At 62.9% G+C, this 23,453-nt stretch carries 18 protein-coding genes; 15 read left to right on the top strand and 3 right to left on the bottom strand.

Annotated features, from left to right (window positions below):
- Nucleotides 1–211: 211 nt before the first annotated feature.
- On the bottom strand, nt 212–1,429 hold the full coding sequence (locus P3T17_RS14480) for an MFS transporter (RefSeq protein ID WP_429407440.1): 1,218 nt from the start codon (nt 1,427–1,429) through the stop codon (nt 212–214).
- 291 nt (nt 1,430–1,720) lie between these two features.
- On the opposite strand from P3T17_RS14480, the gene P3T17_RS14475 reads away from it, so the two are divergent.
- The 15 genes from P3T17_RS14475 (at nt 1,721) to P3T17_RS14405 (ending at nt 20,697) form a co-directional block, all read left to right on the top strand.
- Complete coding sequence (locus P3T17_RS14475) at nt 1,721–3,073, top strand: chloride channel protein (protein WP_429407438.1); 1,353 nt, start codon at nt 1,721–1,723, stop codon at nt 3,071–3,073.
- A gap of 256 nt (nt 3,074–3,329) precedes the next feature.
- A complete protein-coding gene (locus tag P3T17_RS14470) occupies nt 3,330–4,265 on the top strand; it encodes a D-ribose ABC transporter substrate-binding protein (protein ID WP_429407436.1) in 936 nt (311 codons plus the stop codon).
- 65 nt (nt 4,266–4,330) lie between these two features.
- A complete protein-coding gene (locus P3T17_RS14465; RefSeq protein ID WP_429407434.1) occupies nt 4,331–4,984 on the top strand; it encodes a DUF2291 family protein in 654 nt (217 codons plus the stop codon).
- The gene (locus P3T17_RS14460) at nt 4,981–6,606 is read left to right on the top strand and encodes a sugar ABC transporter ATP-binding protein (RefSeq protein ID WP_429407432.1); all 1,626 of its coding nucleotides are present in this window, start codon (nt 4,981–4,983) and stop codon (nt 6,604–6,606) included. Before P3T17_RS14465 ends, P3T17_RS14460 begins: the two co-directional genes overlap by 4 nt.
- 52 nt (nt 6,607–6,658) lie before the next feature.
- Nucleotides 6,659–7,723, top strand: coding sequence for an ABC transporter permease (locus P3T17_RS14455; protein WP_429407431.1), 1,065 nt, complete (start codon nt 6,659–6,661; stop codon nt 7,721–7,723).
- A 2-nt stretch (nt 7,724–7,725) separates the two neighbouring features.
- A complete protein-coding gene (locus P3T17_RS14450) occupies nt 7,726–8,865 on the top strand; it encodes a Gfo/Idh/MocA family protein (protein WP_429407429.1) in 1,140 nt (379 codons plus the stop codon).
- Nucleotides 8,865–10,727 carry a D-apionate lactonase gene (apnL, locus tag P3T17_RS14445; protein ID WP_429407428.1) on the top strand — a complete coding sequence of 621 codons (1,863 nt, stop codon included), beginning with the start codon at nt 8,865–8,867 and terminating at the stop codon, nt 10,725–10,727. The genes P3T17_RS14450 and apnL overlap by 1 nt, the downstream gene beginning before the upstream one ends.
- Before the next feature lie 211 nt (nt 10,728–10,938).
- On the top strand, nt 10,939–11,772 hold the full coding sequence (locus P3T17_RS14440) for a phosphogluconate dehydrogenase C-terminal domain-containing protein (protein WP_429407426.1): 834 nt from the start codon (nt 10,939–10,941) through the stop codon (nt 11,770–11,772).
- A 73-nt stretch (nt 11,773–11,845) separates the two neighbouring features.
- A complete protein-coding gene (locus P3T17_RS14435) occupies nt 11,846–13,090 on the top strand; it encodes a ribulose-bisphosphate carboxylase large subunit family protein (protein ID WP_429407424.1) in 1,245 nt (414 codons plus the stop codon).
- Entirely contained in the window at nt 13,087–14,487 is a 1,401-nt protein-coding gene (oiaK, locus tag P3T17_RS14430) for a 3-oxo-isoapionate kinase OiaK (RefSeq protein WP_429407422.1), read from the top strand. Before P3T17_RS14435 ends, oiaK begins: the two co-directional genes overlap by 4 nt.
- 83 nt (nt 14,488–14,570) lie before the next feature.
- Entirely contained in the window at nt 14,571–15,278 is a 708-nt protein-coding gene (locus P3T17_RS14425) for a transcriptional regulator NanR (RefSeq protein ID WP_429407420.1), read from the top strand.
- 190 nt (nt 15,279–15,468) lie between these two features.
- Entirely contained in the window at nt 15,469–17,217 is a 1,749-nt protein-coding gene (locus P3T17_RS14420; RefSeq protein ID WP_429407418.1) for a methyl-accepting chemotaxis protein, read from the top strand.
- Nucleotides 17,218–17,509: 292 nt separating this feature from the next.
- A complete protein-coding gene (locus P3T17_RS14415; RefSeq protein WP_429407416.1) occupies nt 17,510–18,529 on the top strand; it encodes a 2-keto-3-deoxygluconate permease in 1,020 nt (339 codons plus the stop codon).
- Between the two features lie 174 nt (nt 18,530–18,703).
- A complete protein-coding gene (locus P3T17_RS14410) occupies nt 18,704–19,858 on the top strand; it encodes a pyridoxal phosphate-dependent aminotransferase (protein WP_429407415.1) in 1,155 nt (384 codons plus the stop codon).
- 62 nt (nt 19,859–19,920) lie between these two features.
- A complete protein-coding gene (locus P3T17_RS14405) occupies nt 19,921–20,697 on the top strand; it encodes a transporter substrate-binding domain-containing protein (protein WP_429407413.1) in 777 nt (258 codons plus the stop codon).
- Nucleotides 20,698–20,808: 111 nt separating this feature from the next.
- On the opposite strand, the gene P3T17_RS14400 is transcribed toward P3T17_RS14405, so the two are convergent.
- Entirely contained in the window at nt 20,809–22,119 is a 1,311-nt protein-coding gene (locus P3T17_RS14400; RefSeq protein WP_429407411.1) for an MFS transporter, read from the bottom strand.
- Between the two features lie 209 nt (nt 22,120–22,328).
- Complete coding sequence (locus P3T17_RS14395) at nt 22,329–23,423, bottom strand: tartrate dehydrogenase (protein ID WP_429407409.1); 1,095 nt, start codon at nt 23,421–23,423, stop codon at nt 22,329–22,331.
- Between the last annotated feature and the right edge of the window lie 30 nt (nt 23,424–23,453).

The raw sequence follows: 23,453 nt of genomic DNA, 5'->3' as shown, positions 1-23,453 counted from the left end.
ATCATCGGGCAAGGGCTCTCTATGGACGGACTCCTCTAAAAAAGCACCGCTGCGGTGCATCAAATGCTTCGGACACCGCACGGTTGCTGTTCCGGTTGCCGAATAAAAAAGGCCGTTCCGATAGCAATCGGAACGGCCTCGCGGGTACTGCCTGGCGTGGCGGCCTGGGGCCGCCTATAAGTGTGTTTCGCGTCTTTCGGTGCTGCTGATACTAAACCGCTGCAACCTCTTTGGCAGATTGTGTCATATCTATGCCTCGACGTTCACGACTAAACGGAATCAGTACCGCAATTACCACGGCGACGATACCGATCACCACGGCCATGACTAGCGCATAGTTGTTGCCGTGCTTCTCGGCGAGGCCTGCCTGCAGCGGCGCGTTGACCGAAGCGAGCAGGTTGCCGAGCTGGTACACGAGGCCCGGGAAGGTAGCGCGGATTTCATCCGGCGAGATTTCATTCAGGTGGACCGGGATCACACCCCAGGCGCCCTGCACCGAAATCTGCATCAGGAACGCGCCGACCGCCAGTAGCACCGGCGTGGTCGAGAACGCCCACAACGGCAGAACCGGCAGTGCGATCAGTGCTGCGATAAAGATCGCGCGCTTGCGGCCGATTTTCTCGGAGAAGAAGCCGAAGAAGAGGCCCCCGCAGATTGCGCCGATATTCAGCACGATGGAGATCAGCGAGACCGTATGCGCATCGAAATGATGCTGTTCGCGCAGGAAGGTTGGGTACAGATCCTGTGAGCCGTGCGAGAAGAAATTGAACGCGGTCATCAGGATGATCGAGTAGATCGACAACGCGACGTTCTTCTTCAGCGTTGCAAGCAGCCCTGGCCTTGCGCGCTTTTCCAGCGTTTTGAAGGCCGGCGACTCAGGCACGTGCGCGCGCACATAAAGCACCAGCAGTGCAGGCAGCACGCCGACCATGAACATGCCGCGCCAGCCGATGTATTGATACAGCACGCCGAACACGACCGAGGCAAGCAGATAGCCGCTTGGATAACCGGCCTGCAGCAGACCGGAGACGATGCCGCGCGATTTGGCCGGCACGGTTTCCATGGTCAGTGCGCCGCCCACGCCCCATTCGCCGCCCATGGCGATACCGAACAGCGCGCGCAGCACGAGCAGTGTGGTGAGGTTGGGAGAGAAGCCGGACAGCAGTTCAAGCAACGAATAGCACGCGATGTTGACCATCAGCGTGGGGCGGCGACCGAATTTATCGGCGAGCCAGCCAAAGATGAGTGCGCCGACTGGACGCATCATGAGACTCAACGTGATGCCAAAGGCTACGGTTTTGACGTCCGTACCGAATTCGCTCGCGATATCTTTCAGGATGAACACCATCAGAAAGAAATCGAATGCATCGAGCGTCCACCCGAGATAGGCGGCGATAGTGACGTTTTTCTGTTCCCGAGTCCAACTCATGTGTTTTTTCTCCAAGTCTCCGAACAACCCGTGCCTTACGGCGGATCGCCAAGCGACCCGCGCGCCCCGTGCAGCGGGCTCGCAGGGAGTGTACGCCGACGGTTAAGCGTCTGCATGCTTGAAATGCGGTTTCTCAGTAGATGTCCCTAATGTCTGCACGTCCCCGAGCGCGTGCTGGCTATAGATATATTCATAAAATGAATCAATAAATTATAAAAATAAATTTGCCTCATGCTGTGGTGCGGCATACGATGACGGCATCCGAAAATAGCTCCTATCATTGCTCTCACCATGTCCACCAGACCGATCCCCTCCGAGCCCGCGGCTGATCGCCGAAGCCCGTTCGCCGTGCTTGTCAGCGTGACCTTGCTCACCGGCGTCGGCGCAGGTCTCGGCGGCATGTCGCTGGCGCTGTTGCTGCACTGGATCCAGCACGTTGCGTTTGGCTACAGCCTCGAGCACGTCATCAGCAACGAGAGCTTCCTGAGCGGCGTGAGCGGCGCGGCGCCCGAACGGCGAGTGCTGGTGATGGCCGTCTGCGGCCTTGTCGCCGGTCTCGGCTGGTGGGCGCTGTATCGCTATGGGCGTCCGCTCGTCAGCATCAAGAAGGCGGTCAAATCGGAAGATCCGCGCATGCCGGTCGTCAGCACGGTGATTCATGCCGTGCTGCAGATCGTGACCGTCGCGTTGGGCTCGCCGCTTGGCCGCGAGGTGGCGCCACGCGAGATCGGCTCGGTGTGGGCCGGCTGGCTGTCGCATCGCGCGGGGCTGACGGTTGCCGAAAGCCGCATCATGGTGGCGTGCGGGGCCGGGGCGGGGCTGGCTGCCGTCTATAACGTACCGTTAGGCGGCGCGGTGTTCGTGCTCGAAGTGTTGCTGGGCACGTTCGGCTGGGCCGCGTTGGTGCCGGCGTTGGCGACGTCTTCGATTGCCGCAGTGGTCGCCTGGATCGGTCTGGGCGACGAGCATCAGTATTCGGTTCCGCAGCTGCTGCTGAGCACGCCTCTGGTCGTCTGGTCGGCGCTGTGCGGTCCCATTTTCGGGCTGGCGGCGTGGGGCTTCACGCAACTGACCACGCGCGCCCGCGCTCATGCGCCGAAGGACTGGCGACTGCCGGTTCTGGCGCTCATCAACTTTGCCATCATCGGTGTGCTGGCCATTGAGTTTCCGCAATTGCTCGGCAATGGCAAGGGCCCGGCGGGTCTGTCGTTCAATAGCGAGCTGACGATCGGGCTGGCGGCGGTACTGCTGATCCTCAAGGTTGCGATCACGGCCGGCAGTCTGCGTGCCGGTGCCGAAGGCGGTCTGCTGACGCCGGGGCTCGCGAACGGCGCATTGCTCGCGATCGTGCTTGGCGGGATATGGAACATGATCTGGCCGGGCACGTCTTCGGGGGCTTTTGCGATTGTCGGCGCGGGGGCGTTTCTGGCCGCATCGATGCAGATGCCGTTGACGGCGGTGGTGCTGATTCTCGAGTTCACCCGTGTGAGCCATGACTTTCTTGTTCCCATCCTGCTCGCGGTGGCTGGCTCCGTGTCGACCTTCAAGCTGCTGGCGACCGTATGGGCGGCGCGCAACGTGCCGGCCGCGGCGTCGGCGAAGCCGGCGGGCGCGGTGATGGCGAGGTCGGCGGGCGAGGGTTAAGAGGGCAGGTACGCTGTTTCGAAGTCACTCATTCCTCGTAGCCACCGCTGTCCCTTCAGCCGCGGTGGCACCTTGCCGAACCGCTCCCACCGTCCCTATCGAAAACCCTGGCGCTCAGACTCTTTCCAAACACGCCCTGACTGGTATCATGACATCATGAGCGCATGAGTGATGAAATCAGTGGTTAAGGCGATAAAAACAGCGCTCGTCCGCCCCGGCGGCCGTAAAGGTGCAAAAAAACCTAATGGAGACAGACATGAAAGCTTCAAAGCGCTGGTTAGCCGTCGCCGCGACGACATTCGCCCTTGCCGCGAGCGGTGCGGCGAACGCGGCCAATCTGATCGCGATCATCACGCCGTCCCACGACAATCCGTTCTTCAAGGCCGAAGCCGATACGGCGAATGCCCGCGCCAAGGCGCTCGGCTACGACACCATCGTTCTTTCGCATGACGACGACGCCAACAAGCAGATGGAACTGGTCGATACCGCCATCGCACGCGGCGCCAAGGCGATCATTCTCGATAATGCCGGTTCTGAAGCGTCGATCTCCGCGGTCCAGAAAGCCAAGGCCGCTCATATTCCGTCTTTCCTGATCGACCGCGAGATCAACGCCACGGGTATCGCGGTATCGCAGATCGTCTCGAACAACTACCAGGGCGCTCAATTGGGCGGCCGCGCTTTCGTCAAGGCGATGGGCGAAAAGGGCAACTATGTCGAGCTGGTCGGGCGTGAGGCGGACCTCAACGCCGCGATCCGCTCGAAGGGCTATCACGACGTGATCGACCAGTTTTCGAATCTGAAGATGGTCGAGCGCCAGTCCGCTAACTGGAGCCAGACAGAAGCGTATTCCGTGATGGAGACCATTCTGCAGAGCCATCCCGATCTGAAGGGCGTAATTGCCGGCAACGACACGATGGCAATGGGCGCCTCTGCCGCGTTGAAGGCCGCCAAACGCGACGACGTGATCGTGGTCGGTTTCGATGGCAGCAACGATGTGCGTGATGCCATCGTGCGCGGCGATATCCGCGCGACCGTTCTGCAACCCGCCGCGCTGGCCGCGACCGAAGCCGTCGATCAGGCCGACAAGTTTCTGAAGACCGGTGCCACCGGCAAGCCGGAAAAGCAATTGATCGACTGCTCGCTGATTACCAAAATGAATGCGAAGAAGCTGGACATGTTCGCGTTGCGCTGAACTGGCGCAGCCGGGGCATACCGCCCCGGCCGATGCCGATCGTTCGGCCCACCGGGAGGTCCTTCATGAGAGGTCTGCTTTGCGCGGTGCTCGTCGTGGCCGCGACCGCAGGATTGCAAGGCTGCAAGCTGGTCAAGAACGAACCTGGGAGTGCTCAGGGATCATCGGATCCCTACGCTTCGGCGTATGACCCCAACACGGCGGTCGCGTCGATGTGGGCAACGAAGATCGTACCGGACATCGAAAAGCGCGCCACCGCATACGGCACGCTGCGCGATGCCGTGAGCGCCGATGCTGACGCCGCGGGCAAGAAGTACGGCTATCGCGGCAAGGACGACGGCGCGCCGTGGAATTTCCCCACCACGCTGCATGGCAAGATCGTCTCGGTCGATACGTCCTCGAGCGAAGGGACGATAGGCGTGGACACGAGCGGCAGCGGCAAGGCCGACGTCATCGTCGATATCGGTCCGACGCTGCTCGGTACGGCGTTGCGCGACTCGCTCGATTTCGTGTCGTTTTCCGACTTCAAGAACCAGATCGATTACGCCCGCTTCGGCACTGCGCTGAACGCCTACGCCGTGACGCATGTGATGACGCCGCTGCCGCGCCAGGGTCTGCAGGGCAAGCAGATCACGGTAACCGGCACGTTCTCTTTCGACGGCACCAGCGACCAGCCGGAAGTCGTGCCGGTCGCCATCGCGCTCGGGGACAAGCCATGAATCCGCCAGGCAACAACGACAGAGCCAACGGCAATGACGACGGCCGCGGCGACGTGATCCTGAGCGTCGAGGGTGTGACGAAGGTGTATCCCGGCACGATCGCGCTCAAGGACGTGAATTTCGCGGTACGGCGCGGCGCGGTGAATGTGCTGGTGGGCGAGAACGGCGCCGGCAAGTCGACGATGATGAAGATCATCGCCGGCGCGGAACAGCCGAGCACGGGACGCCTGCTGCTCGACGGTGTGCCGGTGGAACTCGAAAGCAGTGCCGAGGCGCTGCGGCGCGGCATCGGTATCGTGTACCAGGAACTCAACCTGTTTCCGAACCTGACGATTGCCGAGAATGTCTTTATCGCCCATGAAATCACCCGCGCCGGCGTCGATATCGATGCCGACGCGCAACGGGCGAAAGTGCGTGAACTGCTCAAACGGCTCGAACTCGACGTAAGCCCGGACACACTGGTGGAGGACTTGCGCATTGGCCAGCAGCAACTGGTGGAAATCGCCAAGGCGCTCGCACACGATGCGCGCATTCTGATTCTCGACGAACCGACCTCGGCGCTGAGCGCGGCTGAAGTCGAGGTGCTGTTTCAGGTGATTGCCGACCTGAAGTCGCAGGGCGTTTCGATTGTCTATATTTCGCACCGGCTGGAGGAGCTGATCCGCATCGGCGATTACATCACCGTGCTGCGCGATGGGCGCATCACCGGTCATCAACCGATGGCGCAGGTCGACGTGCCCTGGATCGTGCGCATGATGGTGGGCCGCGACACCAAGGATTTCTCGCGGCCCATTGGACATGAGCGTGGCGCCGAGGTGCTGAGCGTGCGCGACGTCTCGTTGCCGCGCAAGGGTGGCGGCTTTCTGGTCGATCACGTTTCGTTGACGTTGCATGCGGGCGAAATTGTCGGCATCTACGGCCTGATGGGCGCGGGACGCTCGGAGCTGTTCGAGTGCATCCTCGGCTGTCACCCGCATGCAGGTGGCGAGATCGTGCTGGCGGGTCGATCGCTGGCCGGCAAGCCCATCGCGCGACGTGTGGCCGATGGCCTCGCGTTGATACCGGAAGACCGCAAGGCCGATGCGTTGCTGCCTATCCTCTCGGTTGGCAGCAACATGACGCTGTCGAATCTGGTGGCGTTTGCGCGCGGCTTCGATATCCGCACACAGCAGGAGCGCGCGTCGATCCTCAGCTATATCCGCGATCTCGCGATCAAGGTGGCGGACTGGCGGCTGCCGGTCAGCTCGCTATCGGGAGGCAACCAGCAGAAGGTCGTGATAGCCCGTGCGCTGATGACCTCGCCGAAGGTATTGCTGATGGACGAGCCGAGCCGCGGAATCGACATCGGCGCGAAGGCGGACATCTTCAAGGTCATGCGCGATCTCGCCGTCAAAGGCCTTGGCATCCTCTTCGTCACGTCCGATCTGGAAGAAGTGAAGGCGCTATCCGACCGGATTCTCGTGATGTCGAACGGCAGGATCACCGCCGAATTCGATGCGGCCGAAGCATCCGATAACGCGCTCGTGGCGGCCTCGGCAGTGGGGCATCGGACCGGGCACGGCACTGAAGCTCAGCCCGGACACGGCGGACACGACGGCCCCGACCGGCTCGCCGCAGCGTGAGCGAGACGGCCCGTTCGCCTGATCTGCGATCAATACACTGGAGACCCCTCATATGACGGTTGCCATCAAAAGCGCAGTGCCTGCTTCGAGCATCGGCGAAGCGCCCTTACTGCTCCTGCTGAAACTGCGAACCTTTATCGCATTGTTTGCGATCCTGATCTTCTTCTCGTTCGCCGCGCATAACTTTCTGAGTATCGAAAACCTGCTGATCATGTCGCGGCACGTCGCGCTGAACGCATTTCTCGCGATCGGCATGACCTTCGTGATCGTCGCGGGCGGGATCGACCTGTCGGTCGGCTCTATCGTCGGACTCTCGGGAATGGTCGCAGGCGGCCTGATCCTGCACGGCATACCGCTGGGCGAATACACGCTTTACCTCAGCGTGCCGGTGGTGATCCTGGTCGCACTGGCTGCGGGCGTGCTGATCGGCGCATTGAACGGGGTTCTGATTACGCGGCTTAACGTGGCACCGTTCATCGCCACACTCGGCACGCTCTACATTGCGCGTGGCGCTGCGTTGTTGTCTTCGGGGGGCGAGACCTTCCCGAATCTGACCGGCAATCCGGACTACGGGACGACCGGCTTTCCTCTGCTCGGTAGCGCGACATTATTCGGCGTGCCAGGCACTGTCTGGCTGCTGGTGCTGATCGGCCTGTTCGCCGCGTATGTGGCAGCCCGCACGCCGTTGGGCCGGCAGATCTACGCGATCGGCAGCAACGAGCGAGCCGCGCAGCTCTCGGGCGTGCGCGTCAACCGCGTCAAGATGACGGTGTATATGTTTTCCGGCTTTTGCGCGGCCATTGTCGGTCTGATCATCTCGTCCGAGCTGGTCGCATCCCATCCAATGAGCGGCGAAACCTTCGAACTGAACGCAATCGCCGCGGCGGTGCTGGGCGGCACGTCGATGTCGGGTGGGCGCGGCAAGATAGGCGGCACGATTGTCGGCGCATTCGTGATCGGCATTCTTTCGGACGGCCTCGTGATGATGGGCGTCAGCGCGTTCTGGCAGACCGTTATCAAGGGTGTGGTGATCGTCGCGGCGGTCGTGGTCGATCAGATCCAGCGGCGTGTCCAGCAACGCTTCGCGCTGCAAAAGCAGGCTGCGACGGGGGCCTGAGAATGAGCGAAGCGAAAACACCAGAGGAGCAGCACAACCGCGCGACGATAAGAGGCGCGCTGATCGGATGTGGCTTCTTTGCGCGTAACCATTTGCATGCCTGGCAAGAGATCGAAGGCGCTGAGATCGTCGCGCTGTGCGACGCGGATGCCGGGCGCCTGCAGACAGCCGGCCGCGAGTTCGGCGTCGAGCGCCTCTACACCGATGCGGCAGAGATGTTGCGCGGCGAGCGTCTGGACTTCGTCGATATCGCGACCACGGCTGCGAGCCATCGCGCGCTTGTCGAACTGGCTGCCGCTGCGGGCGTGGCTGCGATTTGCCAGAAACCGTTTGCTCTCAGCCTGTCCGACGGCGTGGCGATGGTGTCGGCGTGCGAGCGTGCCGGCGTGCCGCTGATGGTGCATGAAAATTTCCGCTGGCAGTCGGCCATCCAGGCGGCGGGTCATGCGCTGCGCGAGGGGCGGATCGGCAAGCCTTTCTGGGGACGCGTATCGTTTCGCTCCGCGTTCGACGTGTTTAGCGGCCAGCCGTATCTGGCCCAGAACGAGCGCTTCATTGTCGAAGATCTCGGCATTCACGCGCTAGACATCGCGCGCTTTTTGTTTGGCGATGCCGTGCGGCTTAGTGCGACCACGACGCGTGTGAATCCGCAGATTGCCGGCGAAGACGTGGCGACGATCCTGCTCAGTCACGCCTCCGGTGTCACGAGCGTGGTGGATTGCAGCTACGCGTCGCGTCTGCCGCAGGAACGGTTTCCGCAGACGCTGCTCGAGATTGATGGCGCCGAAGGCACGTTGCGTCTGTTCGCCGATTACCGTATCGAGATTCACGCGCGCGACGGGACGCAGCACGAAACCGCGCTGCCGCAACACTATAGCTGGTCGGCCGCGCCGTGGGAGGCGATTCAGGACAGCGTTGCCAAAATTCAGGCGCATTGGGTGGAGTGCCTGCGTCACGGAGTCGAGCCAGCCACTTCTGGGCGCGACAATCTGAAGACGCTGCAGCTCGTCGAGGCGACCTACGATTCCGCCAAAAGCGGCCGCGCAATTGCGCTGGAAACGCTGGACGAGACGCGCCGAACGGCAGCGGATGACGGAATAACCGGACTCTCGCCCGGGTCTGCTGCGGGCGTGGTGCACTGATGAACGGCGCAGCCACACTCGCCGGGTTTCTCTACGGCACCGCACAGCCGCAGCCCGAAGAACGCCTGCTGAGGGCGGGTCCATGGTCGGCCCTGCTGGTGGATGGCGCTTTGCGCGATATCCGCTTCGGCGGCATCGAAGTGATCCGTTCGATTGCCTACGTTGTGCGTGACAAGGACTGGGGTACCAGTACGCCGCAAACGAGCGGCATGAAAATCGATCAGGATGCCAATGCATTTCGCGTGTCTTACACGGCGTTGTGCGCCAACCCGGATGGGCAGCGCATTGCCTATGACGCCACGATTCAGTGCGATGCCTCCGGCACGTTGTCGTATCGTGCGACGAGCACGGCGGCCAGCGATTTTCTGACCGCACGTTGCGGCTTTTGCGTGCTGCATCCGATCGACGGTGTCGCCGGCGCACCAGCGCGTGTCGAGCATAACGACGGCTCCGTGGAGGATTCGACGTTTCCGGAGCTGATCGACCCGTGGCAGCCGTTCAAGGATATCGGTGCGATCGAACATCGGCTCGCATGCGGCCTCTCGATACGTGTCGCGCTGACGGGCGACACGTTCGAGATGGAGGACCAGCGGAACTGGTCGGACGCGTCGTTCAAGACTTACTCACGTCCGCTCGAATTGCCTTGGCCGTACGTGATCGAGGCGGGAACGCGCAACGAACAGGCGGTCGAGCTTCGCGTGACAAGGGTTGGATCAGGCGTTGCAGCTTCTGTCACCGCCAGGCCAGAGGAGGGAGAGGGTGTAGACGAGGCCAGCGTGATCGAACTAGCCGCAGGCAGTGAATCGATGCCGGCGTTAGGTATCGCGATCGCGCCCGATGAGGTTGACAACGCGCTTGCCAACCTCGATTTGCTCGCACAGCTTGGACCGCAGCAACTGAGCTTGCACTTCGATCCGCTAGCAGGCCATGGCGCGCACGAACTGACGCGTTTCGCGCAACTGCAGCGCGCCTGTGCGATTTCAGCGGTACTGGAATGCGCATTGCCCGGCGTCGCTGCGCCGCTGCAAGAACTGGAAACCATCGCCGCGCAGATTCGCGAGGCTGGTCTGACGCTGGGCGGCATCGTGGTGAGTCCGGCTGTACACCGGCAGTCGAATCCGCCTGGCAGTCAAAGCTCGTACTGTCCACCGCTCGACGAGGTGTATCTGGCGGCACGGCGCGTGTTCCCCGCGCTACGCCTTGGTGGCGGCATGCTCAGCTACTTCACCGAGTTGAACCGCAAGCGTCCGCCTTTGACGCTGGTCGACTGGGTCACGCACGCAACCTGTCCCATCGTGCACGCCGCCGATGATCGCAGCGTCATGCAGACGCTAGAAGCGATACCGCACATCACGCGCTCGTGCCGGACATTGATTGGCGCGCAGGCTTATGCGATTGGTCCGGTGTCGCTCGGTATGCGGCAGAACCCCTACGGCTCGCGTGTCATGCCGAATCCGCACCGGCAACGCATTGCGATGGCCTGCGAAGACCCCCGCCAGCACGCCCAGTTCGGTGCGGCCTGGCTCGCGGGCTATGCAGCGGCCCTCGCTGGCGCGGGCCTCGAATGCTTCACGCTCGGCGCGTTGACTGGTCCGCGCGGGCTGGCGAGCACCGCGGAAGAAACGCGACGTTACCCCATCTTCCCTGTTGCGCAGGCGTTGGCGCGAATGGCGGGCAAGACGCGGCTCATCTGCCATGTGAGCCATCCGCGCGAGCTCGCATGCGTTGCTGTGCGCGATGAACGGGGCAACCTCGAAGGCATGCTCGCCAATCTAACGTCGCAGCCACGTACCGTCCGTGTGATCGGCGGAAAGATCGCGCTGTTTGAACTCGGCCCCTTCGACTGCGTGCAGTTCGAATAGCGCCAAAAGCGGAGACAGGTGATGGGAAACGCAATGACAGATCCGGTCGAGCGGTCGGCACCTGGCCGGTTTCGTTGCCACGTACATCACGGGTGTCGTCAAGGACAGTACCGGCTCGTATCGCATCCATGCTGATCGTTGGCCTGGTGTCGCACATCAGCGCTAAGTAGGTGTCCTGTTTTCAGGTTGGTGAGTTCAAGGAGAAATAAAGATGAACGAGAAAATCGCGTTGTTTGGCGCGGGCGGAAAGATGGGCTTTCGTCTGTCGAGCAATCTGTTGAAATCGGCGGCTTACCGTGTGTCGCACGTCGAAGTGGGCGAGGCCGGGCGCAAGCGCCTGAAGGACGAGCTCGGCGTGGACTGCGTATCCGTCGACGCTGCGCTCGACAGCGCCGATGTCGTGATCCTTGCCGTGCCCGACACGCTGATCGGCAAGCTGAGTCATGAAATTTCGCCGAAGCTGCGCGCCGGCACGATGGTCATGACGCTCGATGCCGCCGCGCCGTTTGCCGGCCATCTGCCGGATCGCAAGGATCTGACCTATTTCGTGGCCCACCCGTGCCATCCGTTGATCTTCAACGACGACCCGGACACCCGGGCGCGTCGAGATTTCTTCGGCGGCGCGTTTGCGAAGCAATCCATCACCAGCGCGCTGATGCAGGGCCCCGACGAAGCCTTCGACCTCGGCGAAGACATCGCCAAGGTGATCTATGCGCCGATCCTGCGTTCCTACCGCCTCACCGTCGACCAGATGGCGCTGCTCGAGCCGGGCCTCTCAGAGACGGTCTGCGCAACCTTGCTGCAGGTAATGCGCGAGGCGATGGATGAAACCGTCAAGCGCGGCGTGCCGGCTCAGGCCGCGCGCGACTTTCTGCTCGGGCATATGAACATCCTCAGCGCGGTGATCTTCAACGAGATTCCCGGCGCGTTCTCCGATGCATGCAACAAGGCCATCGAGTTCGGCAAGCCGCGCCTCATGCGCGACGACTGGAAGCAGGTGTTCGACCACGATGAGATCGCCGAGAGCATCCGGCGCATTACCTGAGAGTCGGCAAGCGTGCGTTGTCTTCCCTTTTGTCATTCCGTAACAGGCCGGCACGGGCCGGAGGATCGAAGCAATGAGCGAACGCATTCACGCCACTTACTGGCTCGAGACTGGCGATGATCCGCGCCGCGCAGCGGAGGTGATTGCCGGCGAGCAGTCGAGCGGCACCTTCGTTGCGCTGGCGACCGAAACGCCGGAGCTGAAGGCGCGTTCCGGCGCGCGGGTGGAAAGGCTGGAGGTGCTCGGCGAGGCGCAGGCGCCGTCGCTGGCGGGCGGCATGGCGTCGCCGCGTTACACGCGCTGCACGCTCGAATTGTCCTGGCCGGTCGAGAACATGGGGCCGTCGCTGCCCAACCTGATGTCGACGATCGCCGGCAATCTGTTCGAATTGCGTCAGGTGTCGGGCCTGCGTCTGACCGGTTTGCAGTTGCCGCCTTCGTTCGCGCGTGCCTATCCGGGGCCGGCATTCGGCATCGAGGGCACGCGACGGCTGAGCGGCGTCGGGCGCGGACCGCTGATCGGCACGATCATCAAGCCGAGTGTCGGGCTCTCGCCTGAAGAGACCGCGCAGCAGGTGCGCGAGCTCGTCGCGGGCGGCATCGACTTTATCAAGGATGACGAACTACAGGCCGACGGCCCGCATTGTCCATTCGACGAACGCGTGCGCGCGGTGATGCGTGTGGTCAACGAGCATGCGGATCGCACCGGCAAGAAGGTGATGGTCGCGTTCAATCTGACAGGCGACCTCGACCAGATGCGCCGGCGGCACGATCTGGTGCTGGCCGAGGGCGGCACCTGCGTGATGGCGGTGCTCAACTCGGTGGGGCTGGTGGGGTTGCACGAGTTGCGCCGCCACGCGCAGTTGCCGATCCACGCGCATCGGGCCGGCTGGGGGTATCTGTCGCGCTGCGCGGAACTCGGCTGGGACTACGCGCCCTGGCAGATGATCTGGCGCCTGGCCGGAGCTGACCATTTGCACGTGAACGGTCTGCATAACAAGTTCAGCGAACCGGACGACAGCGTGATCGCCGCCGCGCGTGCGGTACTTGCACCGGTGATGCCGCAGGCGCCCATGGCGGCGATGCCTGTGTTCAGCTCGGGGCAGACCGGCTTGCAGGCCGCCGAGACGTATCGGGCGATCGGTTGTGCCGATCTGATCCACGCGGCGGGCGGGGGCATTTTCGGACATCCGGGCGGGGTTGCGGCCGGCGTGGAAGCGATGCGCGAAGCATGGGTTGCGGCGATCGAAGGGGTGCCGCTCGCGCGACACGCCGAGCGTCATGCGTCGCTCGCCGCCGCGCTGGAATTCTGGAAATGAGCGGCGTGACGGCAACGCCCACCGCAGCAAGCTGGCCTGAGGGTCTGCTGCTTGCGTATTACGGCGACGATTTCACCGGTTCGACCGATGCCATGGAGGCGCTCACGGCGGCCGGCGTGCCGACCTTGTTGTGCCTCGAAGCACCGACTTCAGCGTTATTGGCGCGCTTTCCCGAGGTGCGCTGCGTGGGTCTCGCCGGCTCGTCGCGTGGCCACGCGCCGGCGTGGATGGATGACCAGTTGCCGACCGCCTTCGCAAGTCTTGCCGCGTTGGGCGCGCCGATCCTGCAGTACAAGATCTGCTCGACCTTCGATTCATCCGCCGAGGTGGGCTCGATTGGCCGCGCGATCGACCTCGGCGTGCAGCAGATGCGCGGCCGCTGGTCGCCGATGATCGTCGGCGCACCTCGGCTCAAGCGCTATCAGATGTTCGGCAACCTGTTCGCTGCGGTCGACGGTGTCGGCTACCGGCTGGACCGCCATCCGACGATGTCGCGCCATCCGGTCACGCCGATGAACGAGGCCGACTTGCGGCTGCATCTGGCGCGGCAGACCGCGCGCCGCATCGAACTGATCGACGTGCTGCAACTGCGCGGTGGCGCCGCGGATGTGGACGCGCGGCTCGCGGCGCTCGCCGCTGGCGATACGCCGGTGGTGCTGATCGACGTCCTCGACGAGGAGACCCTGGCGGCCGCAGGGCGTCTCGTCTGGGAGGGGCGCGGGGAGGGTGTGTTCAGCGCCTCCTCGTCCGGTCTGCAATATGCGTTGGCGGCATGGTGGCGGTCGTGCGGCCTGCTGCCCGCGACGCCGTCGCTGCCGGACGCGCCGCCTGTGCCGGTTATCGCGGCAGTGAGCGGTAGCTGTTCGCCCGTTACCGCAGGGCAAATCCGCTGGGCGCGCGCGAATGGTTTCAGCGTGGAGCGGCTCGATCTGCCGGGCGCCCTGGATCAGCACGCGGCGCAGGCGGAAATCGAACGCGTAGTGAGCGCGGCGGTCGAGGCGGTAAGGCGCGGCGACAGCGTGGTCGTCCACAGCGCCGAAGGTCCCGACGATCCCGCCGTCACCGGGTTCGACGCGATCGCGCAGTCAGCGGGTCTGACGCGGCACGCGGCGGCTCGCCAGGTGGGCCGTGCGTTGGCTGACGTGATGCGCCAGTTGCTGGACCGTACCGAGTTGTCGCGCGTAGTGGTGGCCGGCGGCGACAGCTCCGGCGAAGTAGCCAGCGCGCTCGGCATCACTGCGCTTGGCGTGATTGCCGGACTCGCGCCGGGCGCGCCGCTGTGCCGGGTATGGTCGGATCTGCCGCAGCGCGATGGCCTCGAAATCGTGCTTAAAGGCGGTCAGATCGGCGATGCGGGATTTTTCGGCTCAGTGCGCGGCGGCGCCCTTCGGCAATGAGCTGGACGGGCCGCGCACGCGCCTTCCAACGCTTGGCCAGTCCGTGGTAAGGTCATCACACCATATAGCATGCGGACTTTGACATGGCCGAGATTATTCAGCGGCGAAAGCTGTACCAGGAGGTGCTTGACCGGTTGATGGAGCGGATCCGCTCCGGCGAAATTCCGCCTGGCGCCCATCTTCCATCGGAACGCGAATTGATGGAGATCTACGGCGTCGGTCGACCGGCGATCCGCGAAGCGCTGCAGACGCTCGAGCGCTCCGGCATCGTGGAAATCGTGCACGGCGAGCGCGCTCGCGTCGTCGTGCCGACCGCCGAGCGTCTGATCGCGCAACTGGCCGGCGGGGCGATGCACATGCTGCGCACGCAACCGGACATGCTCGAGCATCTGAAGTCCGCGCGGATGTTTCTCGAGACGGGCACTGCACGCATGGCGGCCGAGCGCGCCAGCAGTGAAGACATCGAGCGGTTGCAACTGAAGGTCGCGCAGCAGCGCGCTTCGATGGTCAATCTCGAGGAGTTCATCGAGCGGGATATGGCGTTTCACCGGGAGATTGCCCAGATCAGCGGCAATCCGATCTATCCGTCGATCGTTGAGTCGCTGTTTCGCTGGGCCGGCGAGTACTACCAGCCGATGGTGCGCGCGCCGGGCGCGGAGGAATTGACGCTGGCGGAGCACGAGCGAATCGTCGAGGCGATTGCCCAGCACGACGGTGACGCGGCCGCCGAAGCGATGCGGGCTCACCTGAGCCGGGCGAACGAGCTGTATCGGACGCTGATCCGGACTTGAGCGTCGGGAGGGCAGTCGCGCCTGGCGCCGAAGCTTGGGTTTGTTCAGCTTTATTCGATATTCATAAAATATGAACAGGAAAAATAATTGAACATCGGCTGTGGGGCCATTTCGATTAAAGTTCGGCCATTTCAACCCGATATACATAGGACAAGTAGATAGAGACCACATCTGCCGGGGGACAAAAAGCATGTTGAAAAACCTGTCGATTCGCGCCAGCCTTAACCTTATGATCGCGTTGTTCGGGATCCTGCTGGCGGTAGGGGCTGCGGTCGGGCTTTTATCAATGCGTGATGGCAATGAATCCTTGCGCCAGATGTATACCGTCGATACGCCTGCCGTGGCTGACCTCGAGGGCGATTCCGTCAAGTTGCTGAACGCACGGCTCGCGCTCGCGACCTACGCGTCGCTTGCCGAGCTGAAGGATCAGGCTGGCCAGGACGCCGTGCTGGGCCGCTTAAGTATCTACCTGCAGGCTTCCAACGATTACCTGTCGCACTATTTGAGCCATGCAGGCCATGGCGATGAGGAGCAGGCCCTCGTCAAGGACATGCAGGACAAGCGTGCCGCGTTCCTGCATCAGGGCCTGGAGCCGGCTCTCGCCGCGATCAAATCCGGCGACACGCAAGCCTTCGTGCAACTTCAGGCGCACGTCATGCCAAAACTGTTCAACGTGTATTCGACGGCGATGGCGGCGCTCATCAATGCGCAACTCGATCGCGGTGCGCGTCGCTACCAGGATGCGGAAAACCGCTTCCACATGGTCAGCCTGGCGGTCGCCGCCGGTCTCGTGGCCGCACTGCTGCTCGCCTTGGGCGGCCGCATGATGCTGATGCGTGCGATCGTCGATCCGGTCAACGCGGCGATCGGGTATTTCAACCGTATCGCCGAGGGCGACCTGACGGGCCGGATCGTCGCCACGGGCGCCAACGAGATGAGCAAGCTCACGGCCGCGTTGCAGAAGATGCAGGATTCGCTGCGTGCAGCGATCACCTCCGTGCGGGGTGGCACCGAATCGATCAACGTCGGGGTGAACGAAATTGCCGCGGGCAACGCCGACCTGTCGCAACGCACGGAAGAGCAGGCAGCATCGCTCGAGCAAACGGCTGCGAGCATCGAAGAACTGACCTCGACGGTCAAACAGACCGCGGAGAACGCCAGGCAGGCGAGCCAGCTCGCGCAGAGCGCATCCGGCTTGGCCGTAAAAGGCGGCGAGCTGACGCAGCAGGTGGTGGGCACGATGCAGAACATCGTCGGTGATTCGCACAAGATCGCCGATATCGTCGGGGTGATCGAAGGCATCGCCTTTCAGACCAATATTCTGGCCTTGAACGCAGCGGTGGAAGCCGCCCGCGCGGGCGAGCAGGGACGTGGCTTCGCGGTGGTCGCGAGCGAGGTGCGTGCGCTCGCGCAGCGCAGCGCCGGCGCCGCCAAGGAGATCAAAGGATTGATCGCCGAGTCGACCTCCCGGGTGCAGTCGGGTTCGGAACTGGTCGACCAGTCAGGCACGACGATTACCGAGATCGTCCAGTCGATCGCACGCGTGAGTTCGATCATGAACGAGATTGCGGCGGCTTCGGCCGAGCAGAGCGTGGGCATCGATCAGGTCAACCTGGCCGTCGCGCAGATGGACGAGGTGACTCAGCAGAACGCGGCATTGGTCGAAGAAGCGTCGGCCGCTGCGCAATCGATGGCTGGACAGGCTCGCACACTTAGCGACGCAGTAGCGGTGTTCAGGGTCGCCGAAACGGGCACTTCGACGGTGTCGCGAGCCGTGGCTCCGCAAATTGCCTCGCAAAGCGCATCACGCCGGCCTGCGTTGGCAGTTCGCACGCCGCCAGCCCGTACAACGAAGGCAAAGCCGTCACCCGCCGCCGCTGCAGACAGGCCGACGGCCATCGTGGCGGATACCAGTGCTGCGGACTGGGAGAAATTCTGAGTCCGGATTTCGCGGGACTTTGAAATTCCCGCGCGTAAGTCACCGCCACCGCCTGCTTCATGGAGCCGCCCGATCCTCATCGCGGCGGCATTCCCCTTTGCGCATCATGGCGACCGCCATTAGTACGGTGCGCGCTCTTCGCTTTGCTCTTATTCTGACGGTACGCGCAGGGTTTACGTGATACCGCAGCGCCAGTTTATTCATCTAATATATTCAAAATATTGAATTCAAAATGCAACGGATAACGATCATGTAGTCAGGGACAACGCGGTGTACCCAGGAGACGGTAAGCATGCGTATTTACCAGTTCATCAACAAGGTGCCGGGCGGGCTAATGGTGGTTCCGCTGTTTATCGGCATGCTGATCAATACATTCTGTCCGAACGCTTTAAAAATCGGCGGCTTTACTCAGGCGCTGACTAATCAGGGATATCCAACTGTCCTTGCGATGTATCTGTTCACGGTCGGCACCAAGATGACCTTGCGAGCGGCCCCCGGCATGCTCAAACGCGGTTTCGGCATTCTGCTTTCGAAGGTGGGTATCGCGGTTCTGATTGCACTCGCCATTTCGCATTTCTTTCACGGTAATTTTCTGGGACTCAGCACGCTCGCGGTGCTGGCCGCCATGAACGACACCAATGGCGGTATGTTCCTCGCGCTGACAAGCACCTTTGGCAGCAAGGAAGATTCCGGCACGTATGTCGCGCAAAGCATCGAGACGGGTCCGTTCGTGACGATGATCGTTCTTGTCGGCGCCGGCCTCGCCAATATCCCGTGGCTGACCATGCTATCGGTTATCGCGCCGATTTTCGCCGGCGCGATTCTTGGCAATCTCGACAGCGAACTGCGTGATTTCTTTGGCAGGCATGAACCGCTGATCGTGCCGTTCATGGCCTTCACGCTGGGACAGGGGATCAATCTCAAAGCGGTATTTACGGCAGGTGTGCCAGGCATCCTGCTGGGCGTGGCCGTATTCGTCGTCACGGGCATCGTCTGCATCTTCGCGGACCGGTTGCTGGGCGGCTCCGGCGTGGCGGGCGCCGCCGCGTCGAGCACGGCAGGCAATGCAACCGGCACGCCGCAGGCGATCGCGCTGGCGGACCACTCCTATGCGGCGATCGCGCCGGCTGCAACCATCCAGGTGGCGGCATCGGTGATCGTGACTGCCGTGCTTACGCCGATTCTGACCGCCTGGGTATTCCGGAAACAACAAAAGAAACAGCTGCAGCCGGACGCACAGGTCGATCGCGAGAACCGCGAATCGCAAGCCGACGAAGACCACTATCCGCCGCCAATCGGTGCAAATGAGTGAGCAGGCGATGCACCGTGTCTTGCACCGGCGCTTTGAGCTTTGAGTGCATGACATCCGCTCATGGACGCCATGACAAACTTTCGATTGGCCGCTGATATCGGCTCGGGCTAAATTCCTCCGCACACCCCGGATGCACGGAAGCGTTCATCCGGACCCGATCCCCGAGGAGGACCCATGCGAAGCGCCAGCGCGCCCCGTTCGAAGCTGCCCGACGTCGGCACCACGATCTTTACCGTGATCGGTCAGCTCGCGTCCGAGCACGACGCGCTCAACCTGTCACAGGGCGCGCCGAACTTCGCGCCGGATCCGGCGCTTGTCGAAGGCGTGGCGCGTGCGATGCGCGACGGACACAACCAGTACGCGCCGATGGCCGGCATCGGGGCGCTGCGCGAAGCGCTCGCCGACAAGACCGAGCGACTGTACGGCACGCGCTACGATCCGCAGACCGAGGTCACCGTGATCGCGAGTGCGAGCGAGGGGCTGTATGCCGCGATCAGCGCGCTCGTGCATCCTGGCGACGAGGTGATCTACTTCGAGCCGTCGTTCGACAGTTACGCGCCGATCGTGCGGATGCAGGGCGCGACGCCGGTCGCCATCAAGCTCGCGGCGCCGGACTTCCGCGTCGACTGGGACGCGGTCGCCGCCGCGATCACGCCGCGCACGCGGATGATCATCGTCAACACGCCGCACAACCCGACCGCGACCGTGTTCTCGGCCCATGACATCGAGCAGCTCGCCAGGCTCACGCGGCAGACCGACATCGTGATCCTGTCCGACGAGGTCTACGAGCACATCGTGTTCGACGGTGTGCGCCACGAGAGCATGGCGCGGCATCGCGAGCTCGCGGAGCGCAGCGTTATCGTGTCGTCGTTCGGCAAGTCGTTTCACGTGACCGGCTGGCGCGTCGGCTACTGCTTCGCGCCTGCCGAATTGATGGACGAGATCCGCAAGATCCATCAGTTCATGGTGTTCTCGGCTGACACGCCGATGCAGTTCGCGTTCGTCGAGCACCTCGCACAGGCCGACAGCTATCTGGGGTTGTCCGCGTTTTATCAGGCAAAGCGCGACCTGCTTGCGCGCGAGCTCGCGGGTTCGCGCTTCGAGCTGTTACCGAGCGAAGGCTCGTTCTTCATGCTCGCGCGCTTCCGGCATTTCTCCGACGAGCGCGATAGCGATTTCGTGTTGCGCCTGATCCGCGACGCGCGCGTTGCGACGATTCCGCTGTCCGCGTTCTACACGGATGGCACCGACCCCGGCGTGATCCGGCTCAGCTTTTCGAAGGACGATGCGACGCTGGTTGAAGGCGCGCGCCGTCTGAGCAATATCTGAGGCCGTCGACGTACGGCAGCCACCCGCCCGACGATCCAAGATTCCAATAAAAGGACATCACGATGAAGCACCTGAAATTCTGGCTTGCGCTCGCCTGCGCGTTCGGTTCCTGCGCGGCGCTCGCCGATGCGCAGACGCTGCGCTTCGGCCTTGAGGCGCAATATCCGCCGTTCGAATCGAAGGCGCCGAACGGTGAGTTGCAAGGGATGGACATCGATGTCGGCAATGCGGTGTGCAAGGCCACGAAAATGACGTGCGCGTGGTCCGAGACGTCGTTCGACGGCCTGATTCCGGCGCTGAACGGCCGCAAGTTCGACGCGATCAACTCGGCCATGAATGCGACCGACAAGCGGCGCGAGGCGATTGACTTCACGACCCCGATCTACCGCGTGCCCACCGAACTGATCGCGCGCACCGGCAGCGGTCTGGTGACGACGACGGAATCGCTGAGAGGCAAGCGCATCGGCGTGCTGCAGGGTTCGATCCAGGAGACGTTCATGAAAGTGCACTGGGAACCGGCCGGCGTCATTGTGGTGCCGTACCAGGATCAGAACCAGGTGTTCGCAGATCTGACGTCGGGCCGCCTCGACGGCACGCTGCTGCTCGCGCCGGCGGGCCAGCCGTTCCTGCAGCGTCCGGACGGCAAGGACTTCTCGTTCGTCGGGCAACCGGTGCACGACGACAAGATCCTCGGCAGCGGGATCGCGTTCGGCGTGCGCAAGGGCGACGACGCGCTGAAGGCGAAGCTGAACGAGGCGATCGCGAAACTCAAGGCGGACGGCAGCGTGAAGTCACTCGGCGCGAAATACTTCGGTGATATCGACATCTCGACAAAGTAACGCCGGACGACGATGCGATGCCAGACAATCAGATCGACGCCGCGCTCGATCCGCTCGGCATTCTGAATCCCGGCAAGGTGCTGTGACGGCAGGGCGGGGCAGAATCCCCGCTCAGTGGCTGTGCCGTTCGGCAACAGGCGAGGGTGGCTGCTTCGACTGCCGGCTCAGCATCACGGTGACGACGGCCGACACCGCCAACGTCGCACCCACCACATACAAGCCTGCTGCATAGCCGCCCGTTACGTTCTTGAGCCATCCGATCGCGAACGGGCCGACGAAGCCGCCCAGGTTGCCCACTGAATTGATCATCGCAATCCCCGCAGCCGCGCCGGCGCCTGACAGGAACATGCTGGGCATCGCCCACAGCGGTGCCTTGGCTGCACTGATGCCGATGTTCACGATTACGAGCGCCAGGATGATCATCAGCGCTGTAGCCGCGCTACCGGCAAAGATGAATCCGAGGCATGCCAGGATACACGGGATGACAACGTGCCACGTGCGCTCTTCCGTGCGGTCCGAATGCTTCGCCCACCAGATCATCGCAATGACCGCGAGAACGCTCGGCGCGCCTGCCAGCAGACCTGTTTCGAACGATCCGAAGCCATACTGGCGAATAATCAGCGGTGCCCACAGTCCAAGCGTATAAAGGCCTGCCGACGTGCCGAAGTAGATCAGCGCCAGCGCCAGAACCCGTGGATCGCGCAAGGCGGTGAGTGCACCGGCGGTGTGGCCGGCATGTGACTGCTTCGCTGCTGCTTCCGTCGTCAGTTTTGCGATCAGCCATTCGCGCTCTTCCGGCTGCAGCCACTCCGCTTTCGCCGGTGTATCCGTGAGGTACTTCAGCACGCAGAAGCCCAGGATGATTGCCGGCACCGCTTCGAGAATGTAGAGCATCTGCCAGTCGGCAAGTCCGGCTAGCGGAGGCAGTTTCATGATCGCGCCGGAAATCGGCGAGCCGATCGCAGTCGAGATCGGCGCGGCGGCCATGAACCATGCTGCAGCGACCGCGCGTTGACGCAATGGGAACCACAGACTGAGATACAGAATGATGCCGGGAAAGAAGCCCGCTTCGGCGACGCCCAGCAGGAAGCGCAGCGCGTAGAAGCTGTTCGGGCCGATCACGAACGCGGAGGCCGCCGACACGATTCCCCATGACACCATCACGCGGGCAATCCAGCGGCGCGCGCCGACCTTGTGAAGAATCAGGTTCGACGGCACTTCACACAGAAAATAGCCGATGAAAAACAGTCCACCGCCGAGACCGAACGCCGTCGGCGACAGACCGATAGCCTTGTTCATCGACAGCGCCGCAAACCCCACGTTGACGCGATCCAGAAAACTCACGAAATACAGCAGCATCACGAACGGGATAATGCGCAGCATGAGCTTGCGCGAAACCCGGCTTTCGAGTTCGGAAATCATTGTCTCCTCCGTGGAGGCTTGAGCAGTGCTCTATTCAGAGACGGAGTTGAGTTACAAAGCGCGTCGTGGCCGTCCGGTGCGGTTCTCCTGTTTTTTTTCGGCGCGCTTGCCGGTCAAACCCTCGTATCGCCGCGCTCGGGGCGAGCGGGGCCACGGCCGCCGGATGACGGCCGTGCGTTCCAGGCCCCTGGGGAGCCGTTGATGGAGAGTTAAGCTGCGTTGGCCGAGGGCACTGCGGCTTTTTCAATGAAAGAGCAGACGGCCGCGGTCACCTGCGCGGTCGTTGCCGTGCCGCCAAGGTCGCGGGTGTGCAGCGATGTATCGGCAGTCACCGCTTCGACGGCTTGCATCACGCGTTTTGCCGCGTCGAATTCGCCCAGATGTTCGAGCAGCATCACAACCGACCAGAAGGTGCCCACCGGGTTGGCGAGACCTTTGCCCATGATGTCGAACGCGGAGCCGTGGATGGGTTCGAACATCGACGGATAGCGGCGTTCCGGATCGATGTTGCCTGTCGGTGCAATGCCGAGACTGCCGGCGAGTGCCGCGGCGAGGTCGCTGAGGATGTCGGCGTGCAGATTGGTGGCGACGATCGTATCGAGCGAGGCGGGACGGTTGATCATGCGGGCGGTCGACGCGTCCACCAGTTCCTTGTCCCATTTGACGTCCGGGAATTCCTTCGAAATCTGCAGCGCAATCTCGTCCCACATCACCATGGCGTGACGTTGCGCGTTGCTCTTCGTAATGACGGTCAGCAGTTTGCGCGGACGGGATTGCGCGAGACGGAACGCAAAACGCATGATCCGCTCGACACCGGCGCGCGTCATCATCGACACATCCGTCGCGGCTTCGATCGGGTGTCCCTGGTGGACGCGTCCGCCTACGCCGGCATATTCGCCTTCCGAGTTTTCGCGGACGATGACCCAGTTCAGGTCCTCCGGCCCGCAGCGCTTGAGCGGTCCGTCGATACCCGGCAGGATGCGGGTCGGACGCACGTTGGCGTACTGGTCGAAGCCCTGGCAGATCTTGAGGCGAAGGCCCCACAACGTGATGTGATCGGGAATGTCCGGATCGCCCGCCGAGCCGAACAGGATCGCGTCCTTGTTGCGGATCGCGTCGAGCCCGTCGGCGGGCATCATGACGCCGTGCTCGCGGTAGTAGTCTGCGCCCCAGTCGAAGTTCTCGAATTCGAATGCGAACGACTTCGTCGTCTTTGCCAGTGCTTCGAGCACCTGCGCGCCGGCCGGTACGACCTCCTTGCCGATGCCGTCGCCAGGGATGGTCGCGATGCGATAGGTTTTCATGTCTCCGTCCTTCAGGTGTTGTACGAATGA

Source organism: Paraburkholderia sp. GAS82 (assembly GCF_050436285.1).
Lineage (GTDB): Bacteria > Pseudomonadota > Gammaproteobacteria > Burkholderiales > Burkholderiaceae > Paraburkholderia > Paraburkholderia phenazinium_B.
Note: the sequence above shows the minus strand (reverse complement) of the source record. Positions and strands in the feature narration are given on the sequence as shown.

What these genes read in the sequence shown, in the direction of transcription:
- P3T17_RS14480 (WP_429407440.1), bottom strand. Translation starts at nt 1,429, where the DNA reads ATGAGTTGGACTCGGGAACAGAAAAACGTCACTATCGCCGCCTATCTC.
- P3T17_RS14475 (WP_429407438.1), top strand. Translation starts at nt 1,721, where the DNA reads ATGTCCACCAGACCGATCCCCTCCGAGCCCGCGGCTGATCGCCGAAGC.
- P3T17_RS14470 (WP_429407436.1), top strand. Translation starts at nt 3,330, where the DNA reads ATGAAAGCTTCAAAGCGCTGGTTAGCCGTCGCCGCGACGACATTCGCC.
- P3T17_RS14465 (WP_429407434.1), top strand. Translation starts at nt 4,331, where the DNA reads ATGAGAGGTCTGCTTTGCGCGGTGCTCGTCGTGGCCGCGACCGCAGGA.
- P3T17_RS14460 (WP_429407432.1), top strand. Translation starts at nt 4,981, where the DNA reads ATGAATCCGCCAGGCAACAACGACAGAGCCAACGGCAATGACGACGGC.
- P3T17_RS14455 (WP_429407431.1), top strand. Translation starts at nt 6,659, where the DNA reads ATGACGGTTGCCATCAAAAGCGCAGTGCCTGCTTCGAGCATCGGCGAA.
- P3T17_RS14450 (WP_429407429.1), top strand. Translation starts at nt 7,726, where the DNA reads ATGAGCGAAGCGAAAACACCAGAGGAGCAGCACAACCGCGCGACGATA.
- apnL (WP_429407428.1), top strand. Translation starts at nt 8,865, where the DNA reads ATGAACGGCGCAGCCACACTCGCCGGGTTTCTCTACGGCACCGCACAG.
- P3T17_RS14440 (WP_429407426.1), top strand. Translation starts at nt 10,939, where the DNA reads ATGAACGAGAAAATCGCGTTGTTTGGCGCGGGCGGAAAGATGGGCTTT.
- P3T17_RS14435 (WP_429407424.1), top strand. Translation starts at nt 11,846, where the DNA reads ATGAGCGAACGCATTCACGCCACTTACTGGCTCGAGACTGGCGATGAT.
- oiaK (WP_429407422.1), top strand. Translation starts at nt 13,087, where the DNA reads ATGAGCGGCGTGACGGCAACGCCCACCGCAGCAAGCTGGCCTGAGGGT.
- P3T17_RS14425 (WP_429407420.1), top strand. Translation starts at nt 14,571, where the DNA reads ATGGCCGAGATTATTCAGCGGCGAAAGCTGTACCAGGAGGTGCTTGAC.
- P3T17_RS14420 (WP_429407418.1), top strand. Translation starts at nt 15,469, where the DNA reads ATGTTGAAAAACCTGTCGATTCGCGCCAGCCTTAACCTTATGATCGCG.
- P3T17_RS14415 (WP_429407416.1), top strand. Translation starts at nt 17,510, where the DNA reads ATGCGTATTTACCAGTTCATCAACAAGGTGCCGGGCGGGCTAATGGTG.
- P3T17_RS14410 (WP_429407415.1), top strand. Translation starts at nt 18,704, where the DNA reads ATGCGAAGCGCCAGCGCGCCCCGTTCGAAGCTGCCCGACGTCGGCACC.
- P3T17_RS14405 (WP_429407413.1), top strand. Translation starts at nt 19,921, where the DNA reads ATGAAGCACCTGAAATTCTGGCTTGCGCTCGCCTGCGCGTTCGGTTCC.
- P3T17_RS14400 (WP_429407411.1), bottom strand. Translation starts at nt 22,119, where the DNA reads ATGATTTCCGAACTCGAAAGCCGGGTTTCGCGCAAGCTCATGCTGCGC.
- P3T17_RS14395 (WP_429407409.1), bottom strand. Translation starts at nt 23,423, where the DNA reads ATGAAAACCTATCGCATCGCGACCATCCCTGGCGACGGCATCGGCAAG.